At 53.3% G+C, this 24,078-nt stretch carries 25 protein-coding genes; 2 read left to right on the top strand and 23 right to left on the bottom strand.

From position 1 onward, the window contains the following. Positions 1-185: 185 nt before the first annotated feature. The 7 genes from ACT3R7_RS08335 to ACT3R7_RS08305 form a co-directional block, all read right to left on the bottom strand. Positions 186-758 carry a PIN domain-containing protein gene (locus ACT3R7_RS08335; RefSeq protein ID WP_496198987.1) on the bottom strand — a complete coding sequence of 191 codons (573 nt, stop codon included), beginning with the start codon at positions 756-758 and terminating at the stop codon, positions 186-188. Then, positions 758-1,216, bottom strand: coding sequence for a helix-turn-helix domain-containing protein (locus tag ACT3R7_RS08330; protein WP_496198986.1), 459 nt, complete (start codon positions 1,214-1,216; stop codon positions 758-760). Before ACT3R7_RS08330 ends, ACT3R7_RS08335 begins: the two co-directional genes overlap by 1 nt. 136 nt (positions 1,217-1,352) lie before the next feature. Beyond that, entirely contained in the window at positions 1,353-1,547 is a 195-nt protein-coding gene (locus tag ACT3R7_RS08325; protein ID WP_496198985.1) for a hypothetical protein, read from the bottom strand. Positions 1,548-1,696: 149 nt separating this feature from the next. Then, complete coding sequence (locus tag ACT3R7_RS08320) at positions 1,697-2,992, bottom strand: FliC/FljB family flagellin (RefSeq protein ID WP_496198984.1); 1,296 nt, start codon at positions 2,990-2,992, stop codon at positions 1,697-1,699. Between the two features lie 338 nt (positions 2,993-3,330). Continuing rightward, positions 3,331-4,290, bottom strand: coding sequence for an Rpn family recombination-promoting nuclease/putative transposase (locus tag ACT3R7_RS08315; protein ID WP_496198983.1), 960 nt, complete (start codon positions 4,288-4,290; stop codon positions 3,331-3,333). A gap of 596 nt (positions 4,291-4,886) precedes the next feature. Beyond that, positions 4,887-6,281, bottom strand: a complete 1,395-nt coding sequence (gene fliD / locus ACT3R7_RS08310; RefSeq protein ID WP_496198982.1) for a flagellar filament capping protein FliD — start codon at positions 6,279-6,281, stop codon at positions 4,887-4,889. 216 nt (positions 6,282-6,497) lie between these two features. After that, the gene (locus tag ACT3R7_RS08305) at positions 6,498-6,641 is read right to left on the bottom strand and encodes a hypothetical protein (protein ID WP_193092711.1); all 144 of its coding nucleotides are present in this window, start codon (positions 6,639-6,641) and stop codon (positions 6,498-6,500) included. Positions 6,642-7,113: 472 nt separating this feature from the next. Between ACT3R7_RS08305 and ACT3R7_RS08300 the strand changes: the two genes are divergently transcribed. Further along, positions 7,114-7,437 carry a hypothetical protein gene (locus ACT3R7_RS08300; protein WP_193092710.1) on the top strand — a complete coding sequence of 108 codons (324 nt, stop codon included), beginning with the start codon at positions 7,114-7,116 and terminating at the stop codon, positions 7,435-7,437. Positions 7,438-7,859: 422 nt separating this feature from the next. On the opposite strand, the gene ACT3R7_RS08295 is transcribed toward ACT3R7_RS08300, so the two are convergent. Further along, a complete protein-coding gene (locus ACT3R7_RS08295; protein ID WP_496198981.1) occupies positions 7,860-8,162 on the bottom strand; it encodes a helix-turn-helix domain-containing protein in 303 nt (100 codons plus the stop codon). Between the two features lie 215 nt (positions 8,163-8,377). Next, positions 8,378-8,674 carry a helix-turn-helix domain-containing protein gene (locus tag ACT3R7_RS08290; protein WP_496198980.1) on the bottom strand — a complete coding sequence of 99 codons (297 nt, stop codon included), beginning with the start codon at positions 8,672-8,674 and terminating at the stop codon, positions 8,378-8,380. A gap of 196 nt (positions 8,675-8,870) precedes the next feature. Here ACT3R7_RS08290 and ACT3R7_RS08285 point away from each other — a divergent pair, with 196 nt between their 5' ends. After that, the gene (locus ACT3R7_RS08285; RefSeq protein ID WP_496198979.1) at positions 8,871-9,872 is read left to right on the top strand and encodes a serine hydrolase domain-containing protein; all 1,002 of its coding nucleotides are present in this window, start codon (positions 8,871-8,873) and stop codon (positions 9,870-9,872) included. 46 nt (positions 9,873-9,918) lie between these two features. On the opposite strand, the gene ACT3R7_RS08280 is transcribed toward ACT3R7_RS08285, so the two are convergent. The 14 genes from ACT3R7_RS08280 to ACT3R7_RS08215 all read right to left on the bottom strand — a co-directional run bounded on the left by ACT3R7_RS08280 (position 9,919) and on the right by ACT3R7_RS08215 (position 24,070). After that, positions 9,919-10,512 (bottom strand): exopolysaccharide biosynthesis protein, encoded by a 594-nt coding sequence (locus ACT3R7_RS08280; protein WP_496198978.1) that lies wholly within the window; start codon positions 10,510-10,512, stop codon positions 9,919-9,921. Next, positions 10,505-10,969 carry a TerB family tellurite resistance protein gene (locus ACT3R7_RS08275; RefSeq protein ID WP_496198977.1) on the bottom strand — a complete coding sequence of 155 codons (465 nt, stop codon included), beginning with the start codon at positions 10,967-10,969 and terminating at the stop codon, positions 10,505-10,507. The genes ACT3R7_RS08280 and ACT3R7_RS08275 overlap by 8 nt, the downstream gene beginning before the upstream one ends. A gap of 65 nt (positions 10,970-11,034) precedes the next feature. Then, positions 11,035-12,042, bottom strand: coding sequence for a nucleoid-associated protein (locus tag ACT3R7_RS08270; protein ID WP_496198976.1), 1,008 nt, complete (start codon positions 12,040-12,042; stop codon positions 11,035-11,037). Positions 12,043-12,089: 47 nt separating this feature from the next. Continuing rightward, positions 12,090-12,851 (bottom strand): ABC transporter permease, encoded by a 762-nt coding sequence (locus ACT3R7_RS08265; protein WP_496198975.1) that lies wholly within the window; start codon positions 12,849-12,851, stop codon positions 12,090-12,092. Next, a complete protein-coding gene (locus ACT3R7_RS08260; protein ID WP_496198974.1) occupies positions 12,848-13,783 on the bottom strand; it encodes an ABC transporter ATP-binding protein in 936 nt (311 codons plus the stop codon). The genes ACT3R7_RS08265 and ACT3R7_RS08260 overlap by 4 nt, the downstream gene beginning before the upstream one ends. 135 nt (positions 13,784-13,918) lie before the next feature. Beyond that, positions 13,919-14,197, bottom strand: a complete 279-nt coding sequence (locus ACT3R7_RS08255) for a peptidylprolyl isomerase (RefSeq protein ID WP_193092702.1) — start codon at positions 14,195-14,197, stop codon at positions 13,919-13,921. Positions 14,198-14,276: 79 nt separating this feature from the next. Continuing rightward, the gene (locus ACT3R7_RS08250; protein WP_193092701.1) at positions 14,277-15,386 is read right to left on the bottom strand and encodes a serine hydrolase; all 1,110 of its coding nucleotides are present in this window, start codon (positions 15,384-15,386) and stop codon (positions 14,277-14,279) included. Between the two features lie 13 nt (positions 15,387-15,399). After that, positions 15,400-16,506, bottom strand: a complete 1,107-nt coding sequence (locus tag ACT3R7_RS08245; protein WP_193092700.1) for an acyltransferase family protein — start codon at positions 16,504-16,506, stop codon at positions 15,400-15,402. Between the two features lie 179 nt (positions 16,507-16,685). Next, complete coding sequence (locus ACT3R7_RS08240; RefSeq protein WP_193092699.1) at positions 16,686-16,973, bottom strand: hypothetical protein; 288 nt, start codon at positions 16,971-16,973, stop codon at positions 16,686-16,688. Positions 16,974-17,372: 399 nt separating this feature from the next. Then, positions 17,373-19,118 (bottom strand): IlvD/Edd family dehydratase, encoded by a 1,746-nt coding sequence (locus tag ACT3R7_RS08235; RefSeq protein ID WP_496198973.1) that lies wholly within the window; start codon positions 19,116-19,118, stop codon positions 17,373-17,375. Positions 19,119-19,194: 76 nt separating this feature from the next. After that, complete coding sequence (araH, locus tag ACT3R7_RS08230) at positions 19,195-20,205, bottom strand: L-arabinose ABC transporter permease AraH (RefSeq protein WP_193092899.1); 1,011 nt, start codon at positions 20,203-20,205, stop codon at positions 19,195-19,197. Between the two features lie 37 nt (positions 20,206-20,242). Further along, a complete protein-coding gene (araG, locus tag ACT3R7_RS08225; RefSeq protein ID WP_193092900.1) occupies positions 20,243-21,736 on the bottom strand; it encodes an L-arabinose ABC transporter ATP-binding protein AraG in 1,494 nt (497 codons plus the stop codon). Positions 21,737-21,774: 38 nt separating this feature from the next. Beyond that, positions 21,775-22,767, bottom strand: a complete 993-nt coding sequence (locus tag ACT3R7_RS08220) for an arabinose ABC transporter substrate-binding protein (RefSeq protein WP_225736160.1) — start codon at positions 22,765-22,767, stop codon at positions 21,775-21,777. 73 nt (positions 22,768-22,840) lie between these two features. Further along, positions 22,841-24,070, bottom strand: a complete 1,230-nt coding sequence (locus tag ACT3R7_RS08215; RefSeq protein ID WP_193092901.1) for an aldose epimerase family protein — start codon at positions 24,068-24,070, stop codon at positions 22,841-22,843. Positions 24,071-24,078: the final 8 nt, after the last annotated feature.

Here is a 24,078-nt window from a genome sequence, read left to right as displayed (position 1 = left end):
AAATGTGTCAAAATAGCGGCTAGCGGTCGCCTGCTTTTAGTATCGCTAACGTATAGTCACGCTGCTTGATCGAGCATGTTGAGGAAATAGTCGTGATCATTCAGCATGATTTTATCCAGCTAGTGCGCTTCAGCGCGGGCAATGATTTCAGGGACGAATTTTCTCAACCTCTATAACATCTACTTTTATAATAAAAGCCGAAAAGATCTGAGTTCACTCACCGTTTCAGGAAGCCTTTGATTTAGGAGTAGATCAAGATACTCATCAGCGGTAAAGGGCGGTTTTTTCAAACTTCTGCGGTGCTGTTGTACGGCCTGAACAACACTGCCCGGGCTCAAAGCCAACATATCTATTAAAAACTCATCAGGATGTATGGCCCTGATGTCGTACTGGGCGAGCGTATCGCTGGGAAAATCTTTAAGATTAAACGTAATAATTGCCTCAGCATTACTATGAACAGCACAAGCAAGTACATGTCGGTCGTCCGGATCAGGTAACGTTAAGCCATCAATCAAGGGCTCAAAACCTTCAACCACCGCATCACGCGTATGGCTATCCATCAGGTCACGAACACGTTCAAGCTTTTCCCATGTTAGGTCATTACGTTGAGCCAATAAGCTACGCATCCACTCATCATGTATTTGACGCGACCAACGAGCACGGTACAAATCAGTCATCGCCAAATGAATAAGCAAACTTCTTAACGGTGCTGGATAAAGCACACAGGCATCGTACACAACGGTGTAGCAAGAACTCATCAGTAACCCAGATTTAATGATTGATCGAGCGCTGATAGTTCATCTAATGCCTGAAGCCGCTTTTGATCGACCCCTTGTTTATACGCCATGACATCTGAGTACTTTACCTTGCGTCTGTTTCCAACACGATGGAACGGGAGTTTGTTTTCATCCAACAGCTTAATAAAAGAGGGACGAGACATATTCATGGCATCAGCCGCTTCTTGCGTCGTCATTTCCGCATGCACGGGAATTAGCTTCACCATGTTGCCATCGCCCAACTCAGTCAGTATATCTACCAGCAGGCGAAGCGCACTGACAGGCACTTCAACCTGATGTGCTTCCCCGTCTTTACCAGTGAGGGATACTTTCTGAGTAGAAGCTTGTGTCTCAACATAGGCGGCAAGCTCCCTACTCGATAGCTTGGCAAGAACGGCCTCCTCTTGACTGGGTAACAGGCTAGAAAGTGCAGTCATCATCTTTACTCCTCAGGTATTTTACAAAAATATATCATTGCAACAGTCTAGCATTATTCGCATTATTCGAAAGCATTAAAAAAGTTTCGGTGAAGACAATGACCCAGGCAGGCGACACAGCGAAAACCATTCTCAAATTTCAAAGCAGCAACATCGCCAGCGTATGTTCGCGCTGCTGTTTAATGGATCTATCGAGGATATCGAGAAGGTGTTCGTAATCTTCAGACATGGTTTTATCCAGCCCATGCGCTTCTGCTTGATCAATCGTGGCTTGCGTGTCGCGGATTACTTTTTCCAGTTCCAGCGCTACGCGTTCATGGTCATCGGGACGCATAACAACCTCCAAGTGATATCGATAACCGCTTACTCAGCCTAGTAAACAACCTGCCTGCTACCAGCGCATAAATAAAAACCGACCCCCTTAGGGGCCGGTTCATTAAGGCAATTGATAAGATGGTTATCTCATCACCACCAAGGGCTAGCTTAGCCCAGCAGAGACAGTACAGACTGCGGGATCTGGTTCGCCTGGGCCAGTACAGAAGTACCCGCCTGCTGAAGGATCTGCGCGCGAGTCATGTTGGCAACTTCAACTGCATAGTCGGCATCTTCGATGCGCGAACGAGCAGAAGACAGGTTGGTCTCGTTGGTGTTCAGGTTGGTGATAGCATCGCCAAAACGGTTCTGAACCGCACCCAGCTCGGAACGCAGGCTGTCGACTTTGTTCAACGCTTTGTCGATTAGGGCCATTGGATCATTGGTGCTTGCACCAGCGAACTTATCCGTAGCAGCATCGCCACTAAGAACGATTGAGGTAGCAGTTGAGTCGAAGTCTTCTGTAGGCGTGTCTCCACCATTTGCAAGCGCACCGGCGTCAATAGCGTAGTTACCGCCTTGAACCGTTACAAATGCAGTAGCTGCACCTGTTGCGTCAGCCCCAACTTTTACAGGTTGGCTTGTAAGGTTAATCTCGGAAGCAACAGCAATACCGCTATCAGGATCAGAGTAATCAACGTTAGCGGTATTTAGCACTACTTCGCCAGTCGCATCATCAACAGAGGCAGCGTAAAAGTTATCACCAGACTTAACTACAAACTGATCCGTTGCATTGCCACTAGCATCTAGCGTGTTACGCAGAGAAAGTGTCGAAGCATCTACATCAAGAGCCGTCGCCGCTGCACTCAGGTCAACGTCCTGTGGTGTAGCACCACCATTAGTAACTTGGGTGATAGCTTCGCTAACGTTCAGGCTATTTTTCGATACAGAGAAACCATCCATACCCAGAGTATTGGAGTTGATTTTCTGCAAGTTGACAGAAATGGCTTCACCATCGTTCGCGCCAACCTGAATTTTCAGGGCCTGATCGCTGTCCAGAACTTTAACACCGTTGAAATCAGTCTGTTCAGAAATACGATCGATTTCTGACAAACGCTGGGTGATCTCATCCTGGATGGATTTAAGGTCGTCCTGAGAGTTAGTGCCGTTACCAGCCTGCACTGTCAGTTCACGAACACGCTGAAGGTTGTCGTTGATCTGGTTCAGCGAACCTTCAGCCGTTTGTGCTACTGAGATACCGTCATTGGCGTTACGCTGTGCCTGGGCCAGACCAGTGATCTGAGCGCTCATGCGGTTAGCGATGGCCTGACCGGCAGCGTCGTCTTTCGCGCTGTTGATACGCAGGCCAGAGCTCAAGCGCTCCATGGAAGTGGCCAGAGAGCTTTGTGATTTGGACAGGTTGGACTGGCCAATCATGGAAGTAATGTTGGTATTGATCACTGACATGGTGGTATTCCCCTTTCAATAAGACTGGCCACGTGGCCCGCTGTTCGACGTGTTGTGCGCCGTTATACTTAATAACGGCGCAGTAGGGGAAAGCTTTAGGGGAGTTAGTAAAAAATAATGTAACTGTTGGTAACGAGGGGATTAGAAATATTTACAAATGCCAGGCCCAGCACTTTGTGGGAGCTGAGTTCACTCGGCGATGGCGGCGTTAGCCGCCCTTACCCCGCCAAGCCGCTGCATGCGGCGCTTCACTCAGCGCGTAGCCACGTTCTCAATGCCAAATATGCTGCTTAAAGGATTTTCACAAGACTTCGCACTGAACAGAGAGGATGCTTTCGTTAATGCCGTGTTTCAGCACGTAGCCTCTCAACATCTTCAATGGGCAGTTCCTCAATCTCGGCAATCAATTGATCCGTCATTTCAGTGAGCGCGATCAACTTACGCGCCGCATTACGTTTAGCTTCCAGAGTTCCCTGCTGATGCCCTTCTTGGCGGCCTTCCTGACGACCTTCCTGACGCTCTTTCTTCACCAGGTTTTCCAGGTTTTCTGCCAACATGTCTTTGTCCTCCACCAGACTGGTGAGCGTTTCAAGGTTAACGCCTGCGCCAAGCCGCTGCATGTGGCGCTTCACCCAACGGGTAATAATAGGGTCTATTCGCGGTTTATGCGGGTCTGCCTGAATAATCGCGACTATTCGATCAACCGCCTGTTGCAAGCTTTCCCAGCTCGTGGCCGCATTCTCAATGCCGAATATACCGCTTAGAGGGCTATGACGCTGTGCCAGTTCCTGATTGCTATAGGCGCCTTCGTCAATGACATAATAGCGCAAATGCGGTTGATACGGTTTCAGGAAAGCGGGCGGTTCTGGCTGCACCATGTCGTAAATATCTTGCGGGGCTGTCCAGCGGGGGTTGCCGTTGTATAACACGACAGGGAACACGGGCGGCAAGCCCTTGCCGGGCGTAGTAGCTTTCGCTTTTAACAGGTGGTCATAGAAGCAGGCGACATAATGCATCAGCCGGATGGGCATTGTGCGGTCTACCCGGGATTGAAACTCAAGCAGCAGGTAAAGGTAAACCTCTTGGGTCGCCCCTTGCCAGTTCACCTGCACCGACCAGACCAGGTCTTCAAACTTTTCTTCAAACAGGGGCGTAATGTAATTGCCGCTGTGAAGTTTTAACGTGCTGAAATCCATCAGTTCGGAAATTTCCGGCGGGGCAAAGCCTTCCAGCAGTTGCTGGACAAACTCTGGGTAGCTAAAAAGCTCTTTATAGCCGGTGTCGTAGTGATTCGCCATAGGCACTCCTGCGCAGTACCGGGATGTTAGCATGGCCGCGCGAGGGCTATCACTTTTGCGGCTTGGGCAGGCAGGTTGTGGGAGCTGAATTTGTTCTGCGAAGGCGGCGCCACCTGCCTCAACCCCAGCAGCGCTGCGCACTGCATTGCGGGTGCCTCGCTTCGCTCGTTACGCCGCACTACGGTTGGTCTCTCACAATAATTTGGCTCAACTGGTTTTGTGGGAGCTGAATTTATTCGGCGATGGCGGCGTTAGCCGCCCTTACTTTGGTAGCGCTGTGGGCTGCATTGCGGGTGCCTCGCTTCGCTCGTTACGCCGCACTACGGTTGGCCTCTCACGGTGAGCTGGCTCAACTGGTTTTGTGGGAGCTGAATTTATTCGGCGATGGCCGCGCCACCAGCCCAGCCCCGGCAGCGCTGCGTTGCGGGTGCCTCGCTTCGCTCGTTACGCCGCACTACGGTTGGCCTCTCACGGTGAGCTGGCTCAACTGGTTTTGTGGGAGCTGAACTTATTCGGCGATGGCGGCGTTAGCCGCCCTTACTTCGGCAGTGCTGTGGGCTGCTTCGTTCGCTCCTACAAGGGTCTAGATAAAATTACTACTTGCGGCCTAGCTGGGCATCCAGTGCATCGAACTGCTGGGTGAGGTACGAACTCATGCTGTTCATCTGCGACACCATAACGTCGAGCTGGCCGAACTGAGTTCGGTAGCGAGAAATCGTTGCGTCAATGCTTTTCTCCATGCGCGCATAGCGGTCATCAAGACTTTTGACGTTGTTCTCAGCGCCCGTAATGGCACCTTTTAATACGCCGTTACTGCTTACCATCTGATCAATGGAACTAGCCAGTTTACCCGCCAAGCCACCGTCTTTTTTATCACCGGCAAAAAACGCACTCAACGCTTGCGGGTTATTAGCGACCAAGCCGTCTAATTTAGCGTCATCGACCTTTAACTTGCCGTCATTCTGTAAGGTAATGCCCAACTGGCTTAGCGTAGAAAACTCGCCACCTTCAACACCGCCGGTGAGCACGCTACGCAGGCGGGACTCTATGGTGCGAATTGTTCGATCACCTAGCAATTCGCCTGCGGCTCCGCTTTCAGCATTAAAGCTAGTGAGTGTGGCTGTCGTGTCTTTTAAATCGTTAAACGCTTTGACAAAGCCGTTAATCGCTTCACGCTGTTTTAAAGTATCGCGCTCAATATTAACCGTGCTGGTCGCTTTTTCACCTTCAGCAAGGCTTAACTCGCCCAGGTTAAGCGTTACCCCCTGAATAGCACCTTCCACTTGATTTTTAGCGCTGGTGATCGCGATGCCGTTAACTGTTAGGGAAGCATCCATCCCCTGGCGCTTGGCTCCGACTTCTGTTGCTTCACCGAACGGGCCGGTAACTGCTACCCCGCCCGCGCCTACAAAGCTAAAACTATCGATAGAAGCGTCTTTGCCAGTGGCTTTGGAACTTAATGCTAAACGGTAACCTTCGCCATCATTAATAATCGTGGCATTCACACCGGCGTTTTTATTGGCGTTAATTGCGTCACGAATATCGTTTAGAGAGCTCTCGGCACTAATCTCGATATCGACCGAATCGCTGCCCGCAAAATTTAGCTTGATTGAAGTAGCGCCTTGCAAATCGAGCGGTTGATCTTTCTCGTCAACGCGAGTAGAGGCCAGCGAACCCGATGTCGCTAGCTGACTAACTTCTACTCGATAGCTACCGGGTAATGCGCTCGCTGAAGTAGTGGCTTTAATATCATCGCCACGCACATTGGCGGAAAGGCTCTGGTAAAGCTTTGGGTCATTGATCTTGGCAACCGCATCGTTAAAAGCGTTAAGCGAGGTTTGTAGCTGACCGTAAGCGGAAATCTTGGCTTTCTGATCGGCTTTCTGCTGTGTAATCGGCTCCAGTTTACCGCGCTCGGCTTTTTGAAGCTCATCCAGCAGGCCGGTGAGATCTAACCCTGATCCAACGCCAAGGGAGGTAATTGATGCCATACTGGCTGCTCCTCAGTCAAAAGACTAAACCGTTTAAAAGGTGCCATGTTCTGTTGGCACGCATACGTCATTAACAGCTTTATCGGCCGAAATGCTGATAACTTTAACGCTATTTTATGTTTTAACTACTGACTCTGATCAAGACAATGTCTACCAAGAGCGGCAGGCATTAAATGCAAAGAGACTAATGAACAATTACGTTACCGCCTCTCATCGCTAACCTCGACCTAGCTGGACATAGAGCGCATCAAACTGCTGAATAAGGTAGCTGCTGACTTGGTTCATCTGCGCCACCATGCTTTCCAACTGACCGAACTGCAACTGGTAGCAGGCAATCGTTTGCTCAGGAGATTTTTCCATACGAATATATCCTTAACAGTTTCAACCCTCGTAGCAGCTCTTTACAGCATCATTTGCCTGCTTTGCATATAAATACCGCTGACCTTCATTGAGGAATACATTAATTATGCTTGTTGTTTATTCTCGACTATTAAACCCGATACTTAAGCTCTATCGGTGGTAAATTAAGTAGCGGAAGGTAACTAAAGGTAAACTGCCTATAATCCAGCTATGTTCATCCACAATTATTTCTATGCAGCCACTGTGTGTAATTAAAAAAATAGTGTCTACTATCAGAATCTTAAAACATCATTAGATGGCTAACAACTTACCCATAACTAAGTAACTTAGCGTATTTAAGTATTATTACCACTATGTTAAAAACAATAAAAATTAAAGATAATTGTTAAAAATTAGACCTTGGTCTAACACCCCACCTGCTTTACAATGCACCGCAACATATTCACTCGCGCCGTTCGCAGGACATCGCATCATGCATGCACAGTACGTTTACGACTCCAGCCACACGCCTGCTACCAACGCTCAGCGTAGCCTTCGCCACTGCCTTTCAGCGGTAGCAGAAATGCTTTATGACCATGGGTATGTGCTTGAGAGCATTACGCTCTCGCAACGCGGCCTGACCGAGCGTGAACTTAGCGCCTTGCGCGCGCAGGCAACTGAGTGGGCAGCCTGCCAGGAGATTTTGGAAACCAGCGGCGCTGCCACCCTTAATGGATATGGCCGCTTTGTTTTGACGGCCATGGGCCGTGAGCTGATGTTCGATATGTTCGGCCAAGGGGCGGCTGACTGCGCTTAAAGCGCGGTGAAAAAAGGTACTCGCGTAAACACAAACAGACACGCACAAAAAAGCCCACAGGTTTTGCCTGTGGGCTTTTTATTGGCGCGATTAACGCAGGCCGAGCATCGAAAGGATGAACAGTACAACAACAATCAGACCTACGATATAAATGATATTACGCATGTCGGCGCTCCTTGCTAGTTTGCGTTTTGGGTGAAATCAAAGGGTTGCTTACTTCGAAGTAACGCCTTCAGCCTAGCAGGCTTTCTGCCTCTTTGCGTAATATTCCTGCATTTTCCTTCAGAAGGCGGCTGAGCGTATGTGGCTGCAGTGCTCACGTTAAAGGCGTTTGCGGTTTTCGTCGAATGCTTGCTGGATCATTTTCTGCTGCTTGGCATCGATTTCTAACTCACGGTAAAGGGATGACCATTCGGATAAGCTTACCGAAGGACTTCAAGACCTTTGCTACGGAGAACATTGAGCAAGCGTAGTGACGAACCAGAAGGCGTCCTATCTCCACTTTCCCACTTGCGAACAGACTCCATGGAGACGTTCACACACTCAGCCATGACTTGCTGGCTGACTTTTAATTTCTTACGCAGACCAGAAATTTCTTTCGCGTCTAGTACCTTAACCTCAGGAACACACAAAGACTCAAATTCACGCATGGTAACGTTAGTAATTCCACCCGCACGATGTAGAGCCTTGGCATCCTGAAGAACGCTCTCCAAAATTTTACTCATCGTCCTGTCTTCTAGGAACTACGCGGATAAGCGCGGATTCCTTTACTTGCTCTTGGAGCTTTTTGTCGCTCAAATTTAATACACTTTTCGCTAGCTTTAAATTGGGCTTTCCGCTATCCACTGCGGGCAATAGGCAAAATAGATGCCCTGTCGGCTAGCGACGAGTTCCCCTACAGGGTTACCTGCCAACAGTACCTCTACGGTGTGAATACGCTTCATTTTCGCCCCCGGGCACGCCCTGCCTGCTTGATCTCTTCAAGTGATACGGGGTGCTCATGCTTGAATAGCTCGGCAATTTGGCGTGTGGTGCCCAGCGCCGTGGCAATGAGCACCAGGCTATCAAGGGTTATTTGCCCACTGGATTCGAATCGTTTGATGGTGGACTCTGAAATACCCGTCATCTGCGCCAAGGTTTTACGAGAAAGGTTTTTTGCCAGTCGCGCTTCTCGTGCGTTGGCACCAACCTGCTGAGACAGCTCGCCAGGAGCAAGCAAAGAGTGAGTGAGCGCCATAGAAAACCTATAAATAATGGTCTATTTATAAACCATTATACACTTAAAATGACTATAGAATGTCAAATATGGCCTTTAATAATGAAGCGCTCCATTTCAGATCCAGACAGTCCTCTTTCGTCTAGTAGCTATCTGCGGTGGAACCTCTCTTACTTCTAGACCTCGAATCTTTGCCACTTATATCGAAGGTGTTGTGATGCGCGCGTCTGCTTGGCTTGTTCCGTTAGCTGTTATTTCTTTGTTACTCACCGCCTATGCAGCCGCTGATGAACCTTCAGCGCATGCACTGCAGACGCTAGATCAGCAAACCAGCCAATTAAGCCGCATACACAGCGTGGTAGTTGCCTATGATGGCGAGATTATCCATGAATATCACCAAGGTGGCCCCGGCACTGCGCAGCCAGCCAATATCAAGTCGCTTTCCAAAACCGTGCTGGCGGCCGTTACCGGCGCGGCCATTGAAGAAGGCATTATTGAATCCGTCGAGCAGCCCATGGTGGCGCTATTCGGCGACCGCCTGCCTTCAGGGTTAGATCCACGTGTTAGCGATATTACGGTTGAGCACCTATTGGCTCAGCAGGCGGGGCTAGAGCGTACTTCAGGCGGCAATTACAGCGCCTGGGTGGCAAGCGCCAACTGGATTAACGACGCGCTGAGCCGCCCATTCGTCGATGAGCCCGGCGGGCGGATGCTGTATTCCACCGGCACCAGCCACCTGCTTTCGGCTACGCTTACCTATGCAAGCGGTGAAACTACCCATGCACTTGCAAAGCGGCTGGTGGGCGATCCGCTCAATATCTCAATCCCGCCCTGGCCGCGCGACCCTCAGGGCATTTATTTTGGCGGCAACGATATGCAGCTTTCGCCACGCGCGTTGATAGAGGTGGGCGAGCTGTACCGCAACGATGGCATGATTGATGGGGAACGCATACTGCCAGAAGACTGGGTGGAAGATTCATGGGCGGCCCGTGGCGTCTCGCCCTGGACAGGTGATGGCTATGGTTTGGGTTGGTTTATTACCCAGTTGGCAGGTGAGGAAGTGTATTACGGCCGAGGTTATGGCGGTCAGGCGCTGTATGTCATCCCGAGTAGGCAAATGACGGTGGTGATCACCTCAGACCCAACGCCCCCATCGCCTGGGGGTCAGTTTCAGCAGCAGCTCAATCAGTTGGTGGTGGGGCTTCTTGATGGGCCTTAATACAGACTTGGAGAGCATTAGCTTTCGCTCGTGACGTTTTAAAAGGCTAAAAAAGATACATGAGTATCGCTAAAAACGTCGCGGTCGTGATCAGAAAGCCTAACGAAAGTACCAAGCCGTCACGTGCGACAAGCCCCAGGCCAAACAGCGTTAGCGCAAGGCCTGCGCCATTGGCGGAGAAGGGAATAAATTCCATCGGTGGCATGGCTAAAGCCACCAGCAGGCAGGCAAGCGCCGTGGCGCGTATTCCCGCGTAACCGGTCATCCACTTCAACCGCACGCCCAACAGGTTATCGACCCATCGAGCGGGCTTTTTTAAGGCGTGAATGGCTTTATCAAAATTTTTGCGGGATACCGACCGATTGAGAAGCCAATTAGGTAACCAAAACGTTTTCCTGCCTGCCAATAACTGAGTGGAAACCAGCAAGACCAGGGCGGCCATTAACGTAGGCATGCCGGGGATATCGCCAATGATCGGGGCAAGCGTGATTAGCCCGGCAATCAGCAACAGCGGCCCGAAGGAGCGACGCCCGACAGCATCAACAATATCATCGACACTCACACGCGGCGCATCGTGCTCCATCTGCTCTATCGTCTGAATAAGCTCGGTTAGATTGGTAGCCTCTGTCGATTCACTCATGCGTGTTGCGGCGCTCCTCTACCTGCAGCTTGGCATGGATAAAATCGCTATGGCTGACGTGAAGCAGATCCGCCAAACGCCGAATACGGTGCTCTTCAAGCGGGTCTACGCGGCCATCCACCCACGCCAACTGCCACATTAAGGCAACCAGTTCGCAGCGCTGCGCATAGCCATAGTGCTCTCTTATCAGGCTGACGAACTGGTAATGATCGACCGCCTCTTCCACCTCGGCTTCAGCAAGCGCCATAAGCTCGGCGACTTCGTGTTCACCTAGCCGGTAACGGGTCGTCAGCATTTGCTTTAACGCCGCACGTTCGGCATCGCTGGCATCGTAGTCAGCACGCATTACTTCACACAGCAGTGCCGCGGTGGCAAGTTCAAGGGTTAACGCCCGGTTGTCGCGCCGTTCAGGTTCAGCCAGGGCACGTTGAAAGAAGTGGGTAATTGCATCCAGCATCGTGTTTGCTCCGTTGATCAGCTCGGCCTTTCGACGCGTTTCAAGCCGTTAAGTGCCTCGGCTAATTAACTTTTACGCTTGGTAAGCTGCTCTTTGAGCTGCTTGGGCACCTGCTTGATAATCAGCCGATCCTGGCCCTCGTCATACTCGATGCTCGAACCCAGTAGATGCGAGTCAAAGCTGATGGACACACCGCCTGCACGCCCGGTAAAACGCCGAAACTGGCTAATGGTGCGTTTATCCGGCGGGATCTCTGCGGCAAGCCCGTAGTCGGCGTTACGGATATGCTCAAAAAATGCTTTGGGCTGCTGCTCGTCAACGAGTTCAGAGAGCGCTTCCAGGGTCATGGGTTCGCCGCGGCGCAGCTGTTCATTGGCGTAATCCACTAGGGTATCGGTTTTGTCGCGGCTGGCGTCTTCGTCGAAGTCCTCTTTTTCGACATAGTCGCTGAAGGCTTTTAACAACGTGCGGGTTTCCGCCGGGGCATCGATGCCCTCCTCCATACCCAATAAGGCCACCATGCCTTCGGCAAGCTTTTTGCCGCCGCGGTCTTTTAAAAACGAGACGTATTGGGCATTGGGCGCATCACTCTGCCATTGGGTGAGATTGACCCGAGCAGCCAAGGTCAGTTGGCTGGTGTTTAGCTGCGCTGCTGGCACCGCTTGATGTGCTTCGTTAATGCCGATGCCTTCGCGCTGGTGAACTAACGCTATAAACAGGGTTTCCGTATCGCCCTGACGTAAATGCGCGAGCAGTAAATAGCCACTTACCGAGAGCTGCTCCTGTAGCTCGCGCGCCAGGCGCTCGGCAATCGCTGTTGAGAGCTGCGTGAAGTCCTGCTCGCCGGCCATGTAGTCGCTCAGCCAGGCAACCATTGGCCCAGCCTGTTCGCCTTGCTCAGCAAAACGGCCCCAGCCTTTGGCTTTGGTGTTATAAGTGTCGTTAAGACCGTTCACCAGGCTTGCCATTACCAGGTCATCGCTTTCAGCGGGGGCAGGTGCCGCCGTCAAGGTCAGACGTTCGCCATCAAGTGATGGATCCAAGCGGTGAACAATACTTTGCAGTAACGGCATAAGGTGGCATCAGCTCCAGACAATAAACAGAAGTACGGCGGCGTGGGTTATGGCTTAAGGCGATAACCGGTACGGAATATCCAGGCAATAGCGCCAAGGCTTGCGACTAAAAACAACGTAATCATGGCCACGCTGGCCGCCACGCTGACATCGCTAATACCGTAGAAGCTCCAGCGAAAACCGCTCACCAGATAGACCACCGGATTGGCCAGCGTCACGGTCTGCCAGAAGGGGGGCAGCATATCAATCGAGTAGAAGCTGCCACCCAGAAAGGTCAGCGGCGTAATAATCAATAACGGCACTAACTGCAGCTTGTCAAAGCCATCCGCCCAGATGCCGATAATGAACCCAAGCAGGCTAAAGGTGACGGCGGTCAAGACCAAAAACGTCAGCATCCAGAAAGGATGAGCGATCTCAAGCGGTACAAAAAAGCTCGATGTGGCCAGGATAATCAGCCCCAGCAGGATCGACTTTGACGCCGCAGCCCCCACATAACCAATCACAATTTCCAGATACGAAATCGGCGCCGATAATATCTCGTAGATGCTGCCTGAGAATTTGGGAAAAAAGATCCCGAACGAGGCGTTGGACACGCTTTGGGTTAGCAGCATCAGCATGATCAGCCCCGGCACGATAAAGGCGCCGTAACTGACGCCGCCAATCTCACTGATACGCGAGCCAATAGCCGCACCGAACACCACAAAGTAGAGCGAGGTTGAGATGACCGGCGACACGATACTCTGTAGCAGAGTGCGCCGCGTGCGCGCCATTTCCGCCATATAAATGGCGCGAACAGGGTGAAGGTTCATGCACGCTCCTTAACTAAATCGACAAAAATATCTTCAAGCGAACTCTGCCGCGTATGCAGGTCTTTAAAGGTGATGCCTTCACGGGCGAGCGTTGCCAGCAGCGTCGAGATGCCGTGGCCCTCTTCGTCCTGGCGGCCGTCGTAGGTGTAAACCAGTTCATACCCATTGGCGGTAAGGCTCAGCGCCTCCTGCTGCAGCGTACTGGGCAACTCATTAAGCGGTGTGTGTAGGTGCAGAGTGAGCTGCTTGCGACCCAGCTTCTGCATAAGAGCGGCTTTCTCTTCCACCAGTACGATTTCCCCGCGATTAATCACCCCGATGCGGTCGGCCATCTCTTCGGCTTCTTCAATATAGTGGGTGGTGAGAATAATCGTCACCCCGCTTTCACGCAGCCCACGCACGACTTCCCACATGTCCCGGCGCAACTCAACATCCACACCGGCCGTGGGTTCATCCAGAAACAGGATGCGTGGTTCATGGGAGAGCGCTTTGGCAATCAGCACCCGGCGCTTCATGCCGCCGGAAAGCGTCATTAATCGGTTATCGCGCTTATCCCATAGCGCCAGCGATTTAAGCACCTTTTCGATATGCGCAGGGTCAGGCGCTTTGCCAAACAGGCCGCGGCTAAAGCTGACCGTGTTCCATACCGTTTCAAAGGCTTCGTTGGTTAGCTCCTGAGGGACCAGGCCAATACGCTCGCGCGCCTGGCGGTAGTGAGTCACGCTATCAAAGCCATCAATCACTACCTGGCCTTCGGTGGGATTCACCAGGCCACACACCACGCTGATCAGCGTGGTTTTGCCTGCCCCGTTGGGGCCAAGCAGGGCAAAAATCTCGCCGCGTTGAATAGATAAATCCACACGCGTAAGTGCCTGAAAGCCGCCTTCGTAGGTTTTATTCAGGCCATTAATCGAAATAATCGGGTCGTTCAAGGCGTGCTCCTCCCACCACAGCGTAAAAGCCGCGACGTCTGAGGCAGTTTTTACGCGATATCACGCATTACGTTAATGCGAAAAATAAGCCGTGCACGCCTGATGGCGTTGCACGGCTATAGAAACACTGGCGGCTTAGCTGCGGTCAGTGATTTCGAGCAGGTGGTAACCAAACTGCGTTTTTACCGGACCGTGTACCTGACCCAGCTCACCACTGAAAACGACCTTGTCGAACTCAGGCACCATTTGGCCGGGGCCAAAGCTACCTAAATCGCCGCCTTGACGACCAGAAGGACAGCTTGAATGCTGCTTGGCCACTTCCGCAAAATCGCGGCCGTTTTCAATTTCCTGCTTAAGCGCTAAACACTGCTCTTCACTGTTCACCAAAATGTGACGGGCGCTGGCACGTGCCATAACAAGCTCCTTAATTTAATCAATCATAGTGGGCGGCTAGTTTATCACGCCCACGCATGGGTTGTGGGTACCTGAGCTATCAAGGCGCACCCAGCGCACCACTGTAGCGTAGTGCGTCACCCACCTGCGCCAGCGCGTGCTCATGGTCACTCAGGGCCAGCGGGCCGCGGCTACAGGTAACGATGACCCAAGGGCCAGTGCGGGCGCTTTCATCTGCCCGCGTGGCAACGCCTGCATCACAACTGCGCCGATGCTGGGTGCCGGTTTTATGCGCAAAACTGATCGCATCGCCCATGCCTGCCGTCAAACGCTTGTCACCTGAGCGGGTACGCTGCATGATCTCCAGCAACGCCTGACGCTGACCGGCGTCTAAATCGCTCTCTGCCCCGTTATACAAGCTGGCCAGCAGGTCGCCATAAGCGCGCAGCGTGCCGACGTTTTTACCGGTGGCTTCATAGGCATCAAAAGCATGGTCATAATCAGGCTGCAGTAACGCCGCTTGATTAACGCCTAAAAGCCGCGCCAGCGCGATACCTCGCTGACTTAACCGGTGCTGACGCAGTGCGATAAAGTCCATACCGGTTAAGGTGTTGGCGTCCGGATGAAACTGCCCGTATACGCCCTGACGAACGCCCACTAGCTTGGTAATAGGGCCAATGTCCTCAGGATTTCCCCCACTGGCGGCAATCATGGTCCTGGCACGCGCATTAACCTCAGCAAGCCCGACACGCTCAATCAACATATCGGACGCCGTGTTATCGCTGACGGTAATCATGTGCTCCAGCAGGTAGCGAACCGAAATCGGCGTGCCGGGGTCATGCCAGATCACCGGGCCGGCGCCATCCACAAAGTCACTGCGCGAAAGCGTTAAGCGCTCATCAAAAGACAGCGTGCCCGCCTGGCGCTCGGCAAGCACTTGCGCGGCGATAGGTACTTTGACCAGCGAGGCCAGATACCAGGGCCGGTCGGCCTGCCATGAATACGCCTCGCCGGTCGTCAGATCTTGTACATAAACCCCGAGTGCCCCGCCAAACACCTCTTCAATAGCAGCTATTCGGGCATCTAAATCGCCTTGCCACGTGCTCTGTTTGTCAACCTCGTAGTACCAGTTAGTTTCGTACCCATCGGCGTAGACGGGCAGCGCAATCAAAAATGCAATACCTAGCAGCCAGCGTTGAATCCGTCGCAAATCGTTACCTCTTTTAGCGGTGGGCGGCCATCCAGCGGGTTAGCCAAATCCAGGCGGCTGCGCCGAGTATTAACACGCCACCAATACCCAGTGCCTGTGGATAGGTATATATGCCTTCGCTTTGCAGCAGAAAGCGCAGCACCAGAAAAATCATCACAATATGAAAGATGAAGGCTTTTAACGCATCGCTACCGACCACGGTTAAAGGCAAAAGTGCCTTAGCAGCGATCGCGCCGCCAGCCAGCGCCAACGCGAGTAAGACAAGCGCGCCGCCTAAGCTAAACAGCGTGAACTGCAGGCCAGGCGGATGTTTGCCAGCATTATTGGCAACGGCCATCATCGCCGCATAGGCATCGCCTTCGGCAAAAGCGAAGCCGTAAAATGCCACCACCATTAACGCACCCACACCCAGCAACGTAAGTACCAGACGGCGACGCAGCTCGGCGGTAAAGTAACAGCGCAGTAACGCCTCGCCGATCAATAATCCGATAAAAATTAGTGGCGCTCGACTAATCTGCCCCCAGGCATAATGGTCTTGATGATCCACCAGGAAGGCTTTCAAAATGTCATTTCCGCCAAAGGTAAACCCTTGCAACCAAGCGGCAAGCCCGGCCAAGCCAACAATAGTGGCAATACGGCTCCAGAGAGGCGCACGCGCCCAGAGCGGCAGGATTAACGGTACCCAAAGTAGCGCGATGGCATAGAACCCGAGAATTTCTACCCAAATAGCAAAGCGGCCGTAAAGCAGCGTATCGACAATATCGGCGGGGGCACTGAAGGGCAGCATTTCGATAATGACAAGCGCCTTGTACCAGAACCAGACTTCCAACGCACGAAGCCATAGCTTCAGGCGCCGCTTGGGCCAATCGTCCGTTTGCGTATGGGAAAGAAAAGCCACCGCCAGCGCGATACCGAACACTAAAATAAACAGCGATGAGGAAAATTTAGTTAAAAAATGGATCGGCACCATACCCCAGTCGGGCACATTGCGAATGCCCACCAACCCGCTTATCGCATGACTCACAATCATCAGACCAATGGCGATACCACGGGCCAGATCAATAGCCTCGATACGCCCTTCGGCTTTGGGTAGCTGCGGCGCTTCCTTCCAGTTCACCACGATAAAGGCGTCCTTGTTGTCGTTACGGATTAGGGATTAGATAATTAATCTCGTTCAACAATAGCCTATAAATTGATTGCCTCTAAGCGATGCTTTAAACGCAAAGATGCCCCGCAATTGGCGGGGCATCCTGTGGCTCATCCGTGAGCCAGAACAAGAGTTAATCCTTTAGGGGAGTGTTACCACTGCGAATCATCGTCTGAATCAGTGGTTTCGTATTCCTGCTCCTCTTCCTCTTCTTCGTAAGTGAATTCTTGCTCTTCCTCTTCATATTCGGTCGTAGCACCTTGGTCTTGCTCAGTCTCGTACGTTTGGTAAGTGCTTTGATCGTCCTGCATGGTTTCTTCCTGCGGGGTCGGCTCTTGCGGTGCCGTGTCTTCTTCCATGCCGGCGAAAGCAAGCGGGCTCGCCATCAGACCAAAAGATACGCCTAAAATACCTAGTTTTTTCAGAGCTTCCATTTTCATGTCGTGCCTCCTAAGTAATACGCTTTCTGTTACTTGGTAAATTTAAATAAGAAACATCTAGCCAAGAACCAAACATCTTCCTGATGCTGCGTTCTTACATTAGGTATTGCAGCGGGCATACCAGGTTTGTGTATAAAAGAATAAATGCATTTAAAGTCAAAAGCTTAAAAACAAGCACAGCGTGCCAACTACTTGATATTTAAATTATTATTAGCGATTAATTGGCTATCTCTGACACATGGGCCCCGTTGTCTATGCCAAATGAGATTGCTATGCAGTTAATTAGCTTTCTCAGCCACCAGCGATACATGATATGGGCTTGGCAAATACCAGTCAGGTGAGTGCGCCAAACACCCACCTAACGCTAGGCATACCCGGCGACGGATAAAGCTAATATGGCTAGTGAGAATGGCGCGGCACTTCCGAGCCCCGACAGCCCACCAAAAAGTCAAAGTCACAGCCTTCATCGGCTTGCAGTACTCGCTCGATATACAGCTGGCGATAGCCACCCTGGCTGGCGATGAGTGTCGAGGCTGCCGTGGCATCAAACTCGGCAAGACGTGCTTTAATCTCCTCCTCACTAACCTCTAGGTTGAGCCGGCCGCTCGTGCAGTCGAGTTCGATCATATCGCCGTTGCGTACCGCGGCCAGCGGGCCACCCGCTGCGGCTTCCGGGGCCACGTGTAGGACCACGGTGCCATAAGCGGTGCCACTCATTCGGGCGTCGGAGATACGCACCATATCGGTCACCCCCTGGGCAAGGATCTTGGGCGGCAGGCCCATATTGCCGACTTCCGCCATGCCGTGATAGCCGCGTGGCCCGCAGTGCTTCATGACCAGAATGTCGTTAGCTTCAACGTCCAGGTCCGGGTCGTTGATGCGTGCCTTGTAATCGTCGAAGTCTTCAAACACTACCGCACGCCCACGGTGTTGCATCAGCGCGGCCGTTGCCGCCGAGGGCTTGAGCACGGCGCCATTCGGTGCCAGGTTGCCGCGCAGTACACAAATGCCGCCATCTGCGGTGAGCGGGTTATCCAGCGGGCGGATGACCTCGTCGTTATACAGCGGGGCGTCTTTGACGTTTTCCCATAGGGTTTTGCCGTTAACGGTTAATGCATCCTTAAAGGGCAAGCGATCCGCCTCGCCCAGGCGTTTGAGCACGGCAGGCAGGCCACCGGCATAGTAGAACTCTTCCATCAAGAAGCGCCCTGAAGGCTGCAGGTCGACCACCGTGGGCGTACCGCGCCCTACTCGGCTCCAGTCATCTAGTTGAAGATCGACCCCGATCCGCCCGGCGATGGCCTTGAGGTGAATCACGGCGTTGGTCGAGCCGCCAATCGCGGCGTTGGTGCGGATGGCGTTATCAAAGGCTTCTTTAGTCAGAATTTTGGAAAGCCTTAAATCTTCATTGACCATCTCGACAATCCGATTACCCGACAGGTGGGCAAGCACGTAGCGGCGCGAATCCACGGCTGGAATGGCGGCATTGTGGGGCAGCGAAGTGCCTAATGACTCGGCCATACAGGCCATAGTGGAAGCAGTACCCATGGTGTTACAGGTGCCCGCGGAGCGCGACATGCCTGCCTCGGCAGCCATAAAGTCGTGCAGCGAAATTTCACCAGCTTTGACCTGCTCAGAGAGTTTCCAGACCACGGTGCCCGAGCCAATATCTTTACCCTTGTGCTTGCCGTTGAGCATCGGCCCGCCGGTAACCACAATCGTGGGGATATCGCAGCTCGCCGCGCCCATTAATAGTGCCGGAGTCGTTTTGTCACAGCCGACCAGCAGTACCACTGCATCAATCGGGTTACCGCGAATAGCCTCTTCCACATCCATGCTCGCCAGATTGCGGGTAAACATCGCGGTGGGGCGCAGGTTCGATTCGCCGTTGGAGAACACCGGAAATTCGACCGGGTAGCCGCCCGCCTCTAATACCCCTTTTTTCACATGCTCCGCCAGCTTGCGAAAGTGGGCGTTGCAGGGGGTGAGCTCCGACCAGGTATTACAGATGCCGATGATCGGCTTGCCCTGAAACTCGTGGTCGGGGATGCCTTGGTTTTTCATCCAACTGCGGTACATAAAACCGTTTTTATCGGCGGTGCCAAACCACTCGGCACTGCGTAATGGACGCTGGCGATCAGACATAGCAAAGTCTCCGTGCAAACCAGGAAGATAGGGGAGCAAAAAGTAGAATCTGGTTGGTAGAATCTGGTTTTTAGTATCAGGCTCGCTGACGGCGGGTCTGTTTCCAGCGGTCAAACATCACCGCCAGCAGCAGAATCGCCCCGCGCACCAGGTATTGATAGAAGGTCGGCACGTTAAGTAGGCCCATGGCGTTCTGCACACAGCCCATGATTAGTACGCCGACCACCACTCCAGTGATGGTGGCAACGCCACCCGACAGCGCCACCCCACCCAGCACACACGCCGAAATTACCGCAAGCTCAAGCCCCATGGAGGTGTTGGGGTCTCCCAACCCCATGCGCGAGGCCAGCAGCACCCCAACCACGCCAGCCACCACGCCTTGAAGACCGAAGACAATAATCTTGAGACGACGGACATTAACCCCGGCAAGCGACGCGGCTTCTGAATTACCGCCGGTGGCTAATACGTTACGCCCGAAGGCGGTCATATTGAGCACCACACCAAAGATCACAAAGCAGGCCAGCATGGTCCACACCGGCAGCGTCAAACCGAGAAATGAAGCGCTGCCCAGGTCAAAGAAACCCGGCACGGTGATCATCACCGCATCGCCACCTGAGGTGATATAGGCAAGCCCACGCACAAATTCCATTGCGGCCAATGTCGCAATCAGTGAGTTAATGCCGAACTTGGCAATCACAAAACCATTGAAGGCACCCACTGCGCCCCCGGCAACCACGCCGCCCATTACGCCGATAAAAACGCTACCGGTGCTGGAGGTCACTACCGCCGCGACTACCCCTGCAAAGGCCACGATCGAGGCCACCGATAGATCCACCTCGCCCAGCGCCAATACCAGCATCATGGTGGTCGCTAGGCTGCCTATCAGGGTGATCGAAAGCAGCAGCCCCACCATGTTGCGCCCGGTGAGGAAGTCGGGAATAAATACGGCTAGCGCGATAAACAGCAGAAAAAAAACAGCGATCAGGCCTGAGGTATCCAACAGTGTGCGCAGTGGCTTTATAAGCCCCTTGCGCCCGGCTGGGCGGGTCGGTTCAGCACCCTCTTGGGTTAATTTATTCGTTGTCATCACGGTTGTCCTGAACTTGTTCGATAAAGAATCGCGCTTAGGCTGGCAGCGCCAGCCCTAGCAGGCGTTCGGGAGTGGCTGACTCTCTGGGCACCACATCCACCAGCTCACCGTCGCGCATTACCGCGATCCGGTCACAGATGGAACTCACTTCGGCCAGATCGCTGGAGATCACCACCACGCTTTTGCCCTGCTCGGCCAGATCGTAGAGCAGCGCGTAAATATCCCGCCGCGCGCCCACATCAATCCCCCGCGTCGGTTCGTCCATCACGAACAGATCGATCTCCTCAGCAAGCCAGCGGGCTAAAATAACCTTCTGCTGGTTGCCCCCCGAGAGTTTGCCTATCGGTGTACGGTGGCTGGGAGTTTTAACGCTAAGCTGCTGGATATACGACTCGGCATTGCGCCGCTCGCGCCCGGGATGGCGGAAAATTCCCCAGCGCTTAAAAAACCGCCGGCAGCTGATATTGAGGTTGTCGGCCACACTGGCTACCGGAAAGATGCCTTGTGATTTACGATCCTCCGGGCACATGGCAATGCCCGCACGGATGGCATCCGCCGGACTTTTAAAACGTCGCGATTCACCCTGAAATGTCACGCTACCTGCCTTGGGAGCCTCCACGCCGCATACCAGCCGCAATAGCTCACTGCGGCCTGCGCCCACCAAACCAAACAACCCGAACACTTCACCGCGTTTGACGGAAAAACTCACCGGTGCGTTAAGGCCGCGCCCCTGGATATCCTCAACTGCCAACACCACATCGCCATGCTCACGGGGGCGATAGCCGTACACATCGTCAATATCACGACCGACCATCTCACTAACCAACAGGTCATGGGTAAGCTTCGACATATCCTCATGGGTACGAATATGCTGGCCGTCGCGGAAGATGGTGACCGCATCGCACATCTCGAACACCTCTTCCATGCGATGGGTCACATACAGCACCACCCGCCCCTCATCGCGTAGCCGTTTGACGATACGTTTAAGCTGACGGATTTCCTGTATGGAAAGGCTGCTGGTGGGTTCATCAAAAGCAATCACGCGCGCATCGCGCAGCAGCGCACGGCCAATCTCGATCATCTGCTGCTGGCCAATGGAAAGTTCGCGCACTTTGGTCGAGGGATGAATGCCGCCCTCGCCAAGGTCGGCGAGAATCGCCAGCGCTCTTTCGCGCAGCTGACGCCGGTTCACGAACCCCTGCCGCGTAGGCAGCTGGCCCAGCAGCAGGTTTTCAGCCACCGACATATTGGGCGAGAGGGTGAGTTCCTGATAGATGATCGCGATCCCCTCACGCAACGCCTCACGGGCGTTACCGAACACATGGCGCTGACCATCAATCCAGAGCGCGCCTTCCGCAACGCGATTCACTCCGCTAAGCACTTTAAGCAGTGTCGACTTCCCCGCGCCGTTCTCCCCCATCAGCGCATGCACCTGGCCGGTCCGGGCAGAAAAGCTCACGCCATCCAACGCGCGTACGCCAGGAAACACTACACTGATGCCATCAAAGCGAAGATATGGATCAGACATACTCAAGCACTCCACCAGTAGCCCGTGACAGGAAGCCGTTACAGGCCAAGATCGGCGCGCACTTCTTCCCAGTTATCACGCGTCATTAACGTACCGGTCGTTTCGGTATTGGCCTGCGGCTCCTCGCCTTCGCTAATCCAGCGGTAGAGGTCTTCAGCGGTTTGGCGGCCGTGCATAGTGGAGCTGACCGCGACGGTACCGTGAAAGCCGGTAGGGTTATTACGGGAAAACTCGGCAAACGCCGCGCCTGAGCCGTTGATTCCTACCCCAATCACATCTTCCGCCGCCAGACCGTACTGTTCGGTCGCCCTGACACCACCGAGTACGCTCTCTTCGTTAAGCGCGTAAATGACCCAGTGCTCGTATCCGCCGCGCTGGGAAAGCACCGGTGATGCTGCCGAAAAAGCGCCGCTGGTATCGGTGCTTTGTTGAGGTGCGTCGAATATATTTTCTTCCGGGAAGCCCGACGCAAGCAGTGCCTGGGTCGCACCGTCCGTCCGCTCTACGGCCGTCGGCAGCTCGTTATTGGTAATACGCAGCGCGCCAACGTCTTGCGGGTCCCAGCCACGCGCTTCCATTTCAGCGGCAATCGCCTCGCCTACCTGCTGGCCAATTTTGGTACCTGACATCCCCAGATGCGGCACGCCTTCCATCGGCTCACCGCTGGAGGTTACAAACTGATCATCCACGGTGACCACTTTCATGCCGTACTGCTCGGCACGGTTCATAATCGCAGGCCCCAAGCGCACATCAGGCGGGCAAATGACAAACCCCTGCGCGCCCTGGGCGTAGAGGTTATCAATCGCGCTGAGTACTTCCTGGCCGTCCTCACCACCTAAGCGCACGACCTGAAAGCCGAGTTCTTCACCGGCGTCGGTGGCTGCTTGCTGTTCGTTAATGAACCAGGCCTGCTCTGGTTTCTTGACGATAAAGCCAATTTTCACGTCGTCCTGTGCCTGCACAGAACCCAGCGAGGCCAACATGATCGCGCTACCCAGCGCCAAACGCGTAAACGTGGTTACCATGCCCATTGTTGTGCTCCTGACGTTCTAATGATTGTTAATGTTATTAAAATTAGTGTCGGCTGCTGACCAGGCGAATGGGTTAGGTGTCCATATCGTCCTGGGCAGAAAAGCGAAAGACCGTGCGTGACTGGTAAGTCTCTCCCGGCTCTAAAATCGTACTGGGAAAGGCATCCTGATTAGGTGAGTCGGGGAAATGCTGGGTTTCCAGCGCAAAGCCTGAGCGCTGCGAATAGGCTTGGCCGCTTTTACCGGTCAGGTCGCCGGTCAAAAAGTTACCTGAATAGAACTGAATACCGGGCTCGGTGGTTTCGATTTCCAGCATCCGCCCGCTTTGTGGCTCCCACACCTTGGCCGCCATCACCAGATCACCGCGCTCGGCATTATCGCGGTTAAGCACAAAGTTATGGTCGTAACCGCCGCCGAAGGAGAGCTGCTCATTGTCCTGCTCGATCCGTTCGCCGATGGGTGTGGCCTGGGTGAAATCGAATGGCGTGCCTGCAACATCGCGCAGCTCACCCGTCGGGATTAACGACTCACTGACCGGGGTAAAGGCATCGGCGTTGAGCATAAGCCGATGGTCAAGAATGGAGTCATTTCCCTCACCTTTAAGGTTGAAATAGCTATGCTGGGTAAGGTTGATGGGCGTTGCCTTGTCGGTCTCGGCCATGTAATCGACGATCAAGGTATCGTCATCGGTTAGCGTGTAGGTCACTTGTGTTTCTAGCCGGCCAGGATAGCCTTCTTCGCCATCTTCACTTATATAGCGCAGTACAAGCCCGGTACCCTCGTCATTCTTAAACGGCTCAGCCTCCCAAATCACTCTATCAAAACCCTGTTGGCCGCCGTGCAGATGGTTGTCGCCATCGTTAGTGGCAAGCGAGTAGGTTTCGCCCTCAAGCGTGAACTGCCCATCGGCAATACGGTTGCCATAGCGCCCAATAATGGCGCCGAAGTAAGGGTTAGCCTTGCGATACTCATCGGATAGATACTCGTCCAACGAATCGAAGCCGAGCACGATATCGTCGACATTGCCTTCCAGGTCAGGCGTTTTTAGCGAAAGGATCGTACCGCCATAGTTGGCCACCCTCAGTTCAATACCGTTGGCGTTGGTGAGCTGATAAACGTCCACTTGACGACCATCGGGCAATTGGCCAAATACGGATTTGCCAACACCGTGGTCCGCTTCACTATTTGCCATGGGTTCCTTATCACTTTGCGCCTGGGCCACGCTTATCAATAGCGAAGCTATGCCTGCACTTAACAGTATTGAACCCAGGCGGCTTTTTATTGGGGCGTGCATGATAGGCATTACCTTTC

This window comes from Halomonas sp. AOP43-A1-21, assembly GCF_052376775.1.
GTDB classification, from domain to species: Bacteria; Pseudomonadota; Gammaproteobacteria; order Pseudomonadales; family Halomonadaceae; genus Vreelandella; species Vreelandella colorata.
This window is presented reverse-complemented; position numbering and strand designations above follow the sequence as displayed.